The organism is Burkholderia sp. Tr-20355, assembly GCF_017104685.1.
Taxonomy (GTDB): domain Bacteria; phylum Pseudomonadota; class Gammaproteobacteria; order Burkholderiales; family Burkholderiaceae; genus Burkholderia; species Burkholderia seminalis.
In genome coordinates, this window is sequence record NZ_JAAGPK010000261.1 from 1 (window position 1) to 6,928 (window position 6,928).

Annotated in this window: 8 protein-coding genes; 4 read left to right on the forward strand and 4 right to left on the reverse strand. The window is 68.2% G+C overall.

The features are described from left to right. A partial coding sequence (locus G3N62_RS33505; protein WP_206141457.1) for an FUSC family protein occupies positions 1-1,946 on the reverse strand: 1,946 nt, incomplete at its 3' end. Next, on the reverse strand, positions 1,943-2,422 hold the full coding sequence (locus tag G3N62_RS33510; protein ID WP_034191735.1) for a MarR family transcriptional regulator: 480 nt from the start codon (positions 2,420-2,422) through the stop codon (positions 1,943-1,945). The genes G3N62_RS33510 and G3N62_RS33505, both read right to left, overlap by 4 nt. Positions 2,423-2,758: 336 nt before the next feature. On the opposite strand from G3N62_RS33510, the gene G3N62_RS33515 reads away from it, so the two are divergent. Both G3N62_RS33515 and G3N62_RS33520 read left to right on the forward strand, forming a co-directional pair. Next, positions 2,759-3,619 carry a MaoC family dehydratase N-terminal domain-containing protein gene (locus G3N62_RS33515; RefSeq protein WP_069245778.1) on the forward strand — a complete coding sequence of 287 codons (861 nt, stop codon included), beginning with the start codon at positions 2,759-2,761 and terminating at the stop codon, positions 3,617-3,619. A 212-nt stretch (positions 3,620-3,831) separates the two neighbouring features. Continuing rightward, the gene (locus G3N62_RS33520) at positions 3,832-4,080 is read left to right on the forward strand and encodes a hypothetical protein (RefSeq protein WP_124671239.1); all 249 of its coding nucleotides are present in this window, start codon (positions 3,832-3,834) and stop codon (positions 4,078-4,080) included. A 137-nt stretch (positions 4,081-4,217) separates the two neighbouring features. On the opposite strand, the gene G3N62_RS33525 is transcribed toward G3N62_RS33520, so the two are convergent. Continuing rightward, the gene (locus G3N62_RS33525; RefSeq protein WP_059561950.1) at positions 4,218-5,150 is read right to left on the reverse strand and encodes an MBL fold metallo-hydrolase; all 933 of its coding nucleotides are present in this window, start codon (positions 5,148-5,150) and stop codon (positions 4,218-4,220) included. Between the two features lie 625 nt (positions 5,151-5,775). On the opposite strand from G3N62_RS33525, the gene G3N62_RS33530 reads away from it, so the two are divergent. Next, the gene (locus tag G3N62_RS33530) at positions 5,776-6,063 is read left to right on the forward strand and encodes a DUF1330 domain-containing protein (RefSeq protein WP_034191737.1); all 288 of its coding nucleotides are present in this window, start codon (positions 5,776-5,778) and stop codon (positions 6,061-6,063) included. 60 nt (positions 6,064-6,123) lie between these two features. Next, a complete protein-coding gene (locus G3N62_RS33535; protein ID WP_185733142.1) occupies positions 6,124-6,276 on the forward strand; it encodes a hypothetical protein in 153 nt (50 codons plus the stop codon). Between the two features lie 43 nt (positions 6,277-6,319). On the opposite strand, the gene dhaL is transcribed toward G3N62_RS33535, so the two are convergent. Next, positions 6,320-6,928: dihydroxyacetone kinase subunit DhaL (gene dhaL / locus G3N62_RS33540; RefSeq protein WP_206141458.1), on the reverse strand; the 609-nt coding region annotated here is incomplete at its 5' end.

Sequence of the window (6,928 nt, forward strand, 5' to 3'; positions counted from 1 at the left end):
TCCACGCGGTGCAGTGCGTCGTCGATCGTCGCGAGCAGCGCGGGCGGTGCCGGCTGGCGCGCGTTCGCGGCCGCGCAGCGCGCGTAGTGATCGGTGACGCCGGCGAGGACGCGATCGATCGCGTCGGGTACGTCGCCCGACAGGCGACGGCGCGAGCGGCGCAGGTCGAGCGCGTTCAGTGCGATGCGCAGGTCGCGGAAGCTCTCGATCGACGGGTGGCGGTGATCGTCGGATGCGCCCAGGCGCGGCAGCAGCTGCGTGACGCGGTCGAGCATCCGCGATGCGTGGTTGCGCTGGTCGTCGAGCGGCTGCGTCGACGCGGAGCGCGCGACGTCTTCCCAGCCCGAGCGCAACAGGCGCCGCACCGCGAGCTCCGCGCCGAACGGCCGCGTCGCCCGCGTCCACACGTACGCGAACAGCAGCCCGGCGACACCCGCGAGGTTGCTGTTCAGGAACACGAAGAAATCGGCTTCGTACGCGCTCTGGATGCTGATGAAGGTCGCCGTGTTCACGGCGACGAGCATCGTCACCATGTTGAACTGCGGGCGCGGCAGCAGCGTGCCGATCAGGATGAACGGGCCCGCGAACATCAGCACGAGCATCGCGAAATCGTGCACGTGCGGCAGCACGACGAACAGGTACAGGCCCGCGAACACGACGCTCGCGGCGGTCGACAGGAAGAACTTGAACACCAGCGGCGCCGGCTCGTCGAGCGCGGCGAAGAAGCTGCACGACACGGCCACGAGCGTGACGGCCGCCGCACCGTCGTGCCAGCCGGACGAGATCCACAGCCAGCACGCGAACACGATCGCGAACACGACGGTCAGCGTCGAGAACAGCATCATCCCGCGATCGAAGAAGCGTTCGGTGCCGCCGAGCCGCCAGTGCCGGTAGCGCGGCTGCCACACACCCGATTCGTTCGCGATCAGCGCACGCAGCGAACGGCAGTCCTGCCAGATGTCGACGACCTGGCGCAGCCGCCACAGCGCGTTCGACAGCAGTGCGCCCTCCCAGCTCGCCAGGGCGCTGTCGGCGGGCTGCAGCGCGGCGATGCGCTCGCGCAGGTTGTCCGCGACCGCGTCGTGGGCCATGTCGCCGTCGGCCTTCACGGACGGCAGCGGTGCGTCGAACCATTTCGCGGCATCGGCCAGCAGCGCATCGAGAGCGGGCGGGCGCACGTGCAGGTCGCGCATCAGCGCGATCAAGGGATCGGCGAGCGACGACATCAGCGGCAGGAACAACTGCATGCGGCCCGCGAGCGCCTGCGCGCGGGCAAGGATGCGCGGGTGCGCATGGTCGTAACTCAGCTGGCTCAGCAGGAATTCGAGGCCGGTGATCGTCGCGGCGAGCCGTTGGCGGCATGCCGACAACGCCTTGCCGGCAATTTGCCCGGACAGCGTCTCGCGACCGTAGAACGCGGCGTCCTTGAACCACGCGTCGGTGCGTTCGATCAGCGTCGGCGCGAGCCGGTTCGGAAACACGGTGCTGCCGACCACGCTCGCGCAGACGATGCCGAGCACGATTTCCTCGGTTCGCGCGATCGCGACGTCGAACACGGTGGACGGGTCGGTCACGGTCGGCAGTGCGATCAGCGGCATCGTATAGCCGGCGAGCATGAACACGTAGCTGCGCGCGGTGCGGTCGGAGATCGCGAGGTAGAGCAGCGTGCCGCACCAGGTCGCGACGATGATGCTGAACAGGAGCGGCGTCTCGACGAATGGCGGCACGAAGAAGATCGCGGCGGCTGCGCCGAGCGCGGTGCCGAGCGCGCGGTACAGCGCCTTCGAGCGCGTCGCGCCGACGAACGGGTTCGACACGATGTAGACGCTCGCCATCGCCCAGTACGGGCGCGGCAGCTGGAAATACAGGCCGAGGTACAGCGCCAGCATCGACGCGGCGAACGTCTTGCCCGAGAACAGCCAGTCGCGGAGGCTCGGATAGGTCATGACGCGGTGTCGTCGGCGGGGGAGATACGCGAGGCGGGCGGGTGCGACTCGGACGCGTTGAACGCTTCGAGCACGCGCAGCGTCGTTTCGAGATCGGTGCGCGTCACGCCCTTGAGCACCTGAGCGCGCAGCGTGCGCAGGTCTTCTTCCATCCTCGCGGTGACGGCGCGGCCGGCGGCCGTCAGCGAGATCGTTTTCGCGCGACGATCGTGCGGATCCTCGTCGCGGCGCGCAAGGCCGGCCGCGCACAGCTGGTCGAGCAGGCGCACGAGCGACGGCCCTTCGATCCCGACGTGTTCGGCGAGCGTGCCCTGCCGTACACCTTCGCCGAGCCGGCCGGCGATCAGGAGCGGCGTCGCGCAGGCCTCGGACACGTTGTACGCGTTCAGCACGCCGTCACTGGTGCGGCGCCACTTGCGCGCGGACAGCACGAGCAGGCTGCTGACGGCGAGGCGGAGGTCGTGCAGATTGGTCATGGCCGAGATGATAGGGTAAAAACATTCGATAGCAAACTATCGTTTTCTTGTCACCCGGATGACATGTCGCTCGTCGCGCGGCCGGTCCATCAGAACCAATTTAGGCAGCGTGCCGGCGGTGGTCAAGCTGTAAGGTCCGCGCCAGGAATCGCACGCGGCGCGCGAGGCGGCTATATTGTCGAATGTATCGAATGGTCAGACGAAAATCGTCGCGCAGGACCGGCAGGGCCGCAGGGGGCGAGCAAATTCGAAGCCCGGGTTCGGGAATGCCGACTTCGCGAAACGCCGTGCGGCGCGCATATTTGGGCCCTTGCCAACGCACCGGAGACTCCATCAGTGTCGAACTCATCCTCGCAGCCCGCCGCACCCGCGTCACTCGACGCGTGGCTCGGCAAGACCGAAACGCTTGGCGACGACATCACCGCGTTCCCGCTCAACGCGCTGGCCGCCACGCTCGACCGCCCGTCGCCCGGCGACGTCGTCCCGCCGATGTGGCACTGGCTCTATTTCCTGCCCATCGCGCCGCTGGCCGAAGTCGGCCCCGACGGCCACCCGAAGCGCGGCGGCTTCCTGCCGCCCGTGCCGCTGCCGCGCCGCATGTGGGCCGGCGGCCGGCTGACGTTTCACGCGCCGCTGCGCGCGGGGCGGCGCGCGACGCGCGAATCGACGATCGCGAACATCGAGGACAAGACGGGCCGCAGCGGCCGGCTCGTGTTCGTGACGGTGCAGCACCGCATCGAGTCCGATGGGGTGCCGTGTATCGAGGAAGAGCACGACATCGTCTATCGAGACGCGCAGCAGCCGGGCGCGCCGGCGCAGAAGCCGGTCGCGGCGCCCACGGGTGAAACGTGGGCGCGCACCGTCACGGCCGACGCCGTGATGCTGTTCCGCTATTCGGCGCTGACCTTCAATGGTCACCGTATCCACTACGACCGCAGCTACGTGACGCAGGAAGAAGGCTATCCGGGGCTCGTCGTGCACGGCCCGCTGATCGCGACGCTGCTCGTCGATCTCGTGCATCGCGAACGGCCGGACGCGGTGCTCGCGAGCTTTGCGTTTCGCGCGGTGCGCCCGACCTTCGACGGGGAGCCGTTCACGCTGTGCGGCAAGCCGTCGGACGACGGCAGTACGATCGAGCTGTGGGCGAAGGATCGCGATGGCTGGCTGACGATGCAGGCGACGGCGACGCTGGCTTGACGCGCCGCGCGAACGGCGCGACCCGATTTCGTTTCCACAACCCACGACGAACGCGGTTCCCGGTCGCGGTCTCACGCTCGCGACGGTCCCGCCGTAACTGCGTACCGACGCGATTCCGGCCGATGTGCCGGTGACCTCGAAGACACGGCACATGCCGTGCGCGCCGGTGGCCTGACTGCCCGCATCGACTCGACCCGCAGCGCCCTGCTGACGTGCGCGATTCCACCGGGACAATATTTTCAGGGTGTTTTGCCGGGCGACGAGGCGGATGCCACGACGGAGACATCGAGACGGGAAAGACCGAGGTATCGGCGGGCTGGCGCAACGCGATCGGCGCGGTGCCCGGCATCGAGTCGAGAGACAAGCGGCTCGTGACGCGTGCGAAAGCCGACGAGAGCGTCGGTATAGTGAAGGAGGCGGCGGACGAGGTCGCGGAGCGGAACATGTCGGCGCTCGCGTGAGGTTCGGGCGGTCGTGATGCGCTTTGGCGCGTGACGTGATGCCGCCGCATGAAATGCGGCGGCGCGTTTTTATGGTGGTGCCGTTCGGGAGGACCGCCGATGCGTTGCCGCAGCACGCACCGGTCGCCGATCCTCGATCAGTAGTCCCACACGACGGGAACGAAGCGGAAGCCGCTGCCGTCCCTCGCAACATGGCCGATGGAAGGGAACGCGACATGTGCGGCGGCCAGCAGCGCACCGGTGTCGGCGGCTTCGTTGAACAATGCGATGCGCACGTCGACAGCCGCTTCGGGATCGTGCTCGAAGCCGTTTTGCCAGTCGGGGTGGTCGAAGTTGACTTCGAAGATCGCGTCGCCCGCGAACGTCAGCTTTTCCCCGTTCGACGCGACGTCGACCACGCAGTGCCCGGGCGTATGTCCGCCCGTCACGCGCGCCGTCACGCCGGTTGCGACTTCCACGGTCCGATCGAACGTCACGATGTTTTCGCCGTAGAGCGTCACGAACCTGGCCGCCGCCTTGCGCAGTGCGGGCGGTACGGTTTCCGGCATCACCGTCTTGCTGAAGTCCGGATTCTTCCAGAACGCCATTTCGGCGGCCGATACGTGAATGCGTACGTCGGGGCGCAGCCGGGCCTTGACGCCGTCGGTGTTCAGCCCGCCGACGTGATCCATGTGCATGTGCGTTATCACGATGTCGGTGATCGCGGCCAGGTCGATACCGGCCGATTCCAGACGCATCACCGATCGCCCGGCGCGCGTAAAGTATTCGAAGCCGTCACCCACGCCCGAATCGATCAGGATCAGCCGATCGGCACTGCGCACGAGCGCGATGTTGAGCGCCCAGTCGAATCGGTCGCGTTGCAGGAAACGCCCGTCGAACCAGGCGTTGCGCTCCGCCTCGCTCACGTTGGTGGACATGGTGGAAGTCGGCAGCGGCAGCACGCCGTCGCTGATCAGCACGACATCGACATCGCCGATGCGCACGGCGTAGCGGGAGGGAACGAGCTCGCCCGAACCTTCTTTTCCCAGGCGGTCGGTAACCGGCTGGACGTTGCGGAGTGGTGCGTTCATGTTCAGTAGTCCTGTTCGTCGAGTGGATTGAGCCGCGCGGCACGGCGCGGTTCGCGAGCGCGATCGTGAAGGTCGCGCGCTTCGGTTCGCCCGGATTCCGGTAGAGCGTGTCAGCGATTGTAGTGACGGCCGATACACGCCAACAGCGCTGCACGTGTGCACATCGTGTTGTCCGGGCGACAACAATCCCGCCGCGGCTTCAGCCGCCCGACCTGCGTCGCCCGCTGTCCGTCGCCGGACGGCGGGCGATGCAATGGATGCCGTTGATGGACAGCCGGGCGCCGCCGGCGCGCGGATCAGCCCGGTTGCGCAGCGGCCAGCATGTGATACGCGGGAATCAGCGCGTTGCCGGTCTCGCCGATCAACCGGTCGTTGGCGATCGGAGCGGTACCGCCGAACAGCGGCGTCGACACGTCGCACGCCGGGCAAGTCATCCCGCCAATTTGCGATGCCCGATGTCATCGGACGATGTGGGGATCGGTTTTTTCAGCGTCGCGGCGGCTTGCGCCGCGACCGCCTATAATCCGCACACCCGTTCGCACTGCACGCGGCCGGGGGCGGCGCGATCGTCGGAAAGCAGCGATACGCGCGCGATTTCCATCCACCGGACAAAGGGGCACGCATCTTGGCAACTTACATCGTTTTTACACGGGAAAGCACGCAGGATCAGCACGAACTCGATACCTACGCGAGCAAGGTCGGCGCGACGCTCGCTGGTCATCCGGTGAAGGTGCTCGCGGCTTACGGCGCTCAGGAAACGCTGGAAGGCGAAGGACCGGAAGGCGTGGTGATCGTCGAGTTTCCGTCGAAGGAGGCCGCACATGCGTGGTATCACGGCCCCGAATACCAGGCCGTCGTGCAGCACCGGTTCAAGGGCGCGCGCTATCGTGCCGTGCTGGTCGAAGGTGTTTGAGCGCGGCGCTTCTGCCGTTCACCGCGACGCGATGTCGTGGTTGACGTTGTCATGTTTGCGATGACATCTTCCCCCGCGCCCGTCCGTCCGCCGATGGGCCGCGCGGCCATCACGCTGCTCGCCGCCGGCGTGCCGCGTCATCTCGCCGCGATGTTCACCACAGTGTTGCGCGTCGGCGCGATGCTGTCGCCCGGGCGGATGAACGCAGGCTGAGGCGGGCGGCGCGGCCGCCCACCCGCATCCCGCGCGTTGCCGTTCAGCGCACGTGAGGCTGCAACGCGCGCAACCAGTACGACACGGCTACCGCGCCGCCATCCGGCGTGCCGATCGCGCGCTCGCCGAGATAGCTCGCCCGCCCTGCGCGCGGCGTCATGCGCGCGGTGGCTTTCGCGCCTTCCACGGCCGCTTCCACGGCCGCCGTCCATGCACTTGCGTTGTCGCGATCGCTGTCGAGCGCGCGGCTGAATGCCTCGACGGCCGGCACCAGTGCATCGAGCATCGTCCGGTCGCCGGCATGCGCGCCCCCCAGTTCGCTGATCGAATCCACTGCCGCGCGGAATGCCGCCGCCCAGTCGCGCGCCGACGGTTCGGCAAGGTCGGCCAGCCGGCGCGATGCGCGCAGCAGCGCGGTTGCATAGAACGGCCCGGAACTGCCGGCGATCGCGCGGCGCAACGCCGCGCCGAGCGCCGCGAGTGCGCCGGCCGGCGTGGCGTACGCGGTATCGGGCAACGCGAGGATCGCGTGCGCGGCGCGCAGCATGCTCGCACCGAGGTCGCCGTCGCCGGCCGCCGCGTCGAGGTCCGTCAGAGTCTGCTCGTGATCGATCAGCGTCTGCGCGACCGCGTGCAGCGCCGGCTGCAGGCG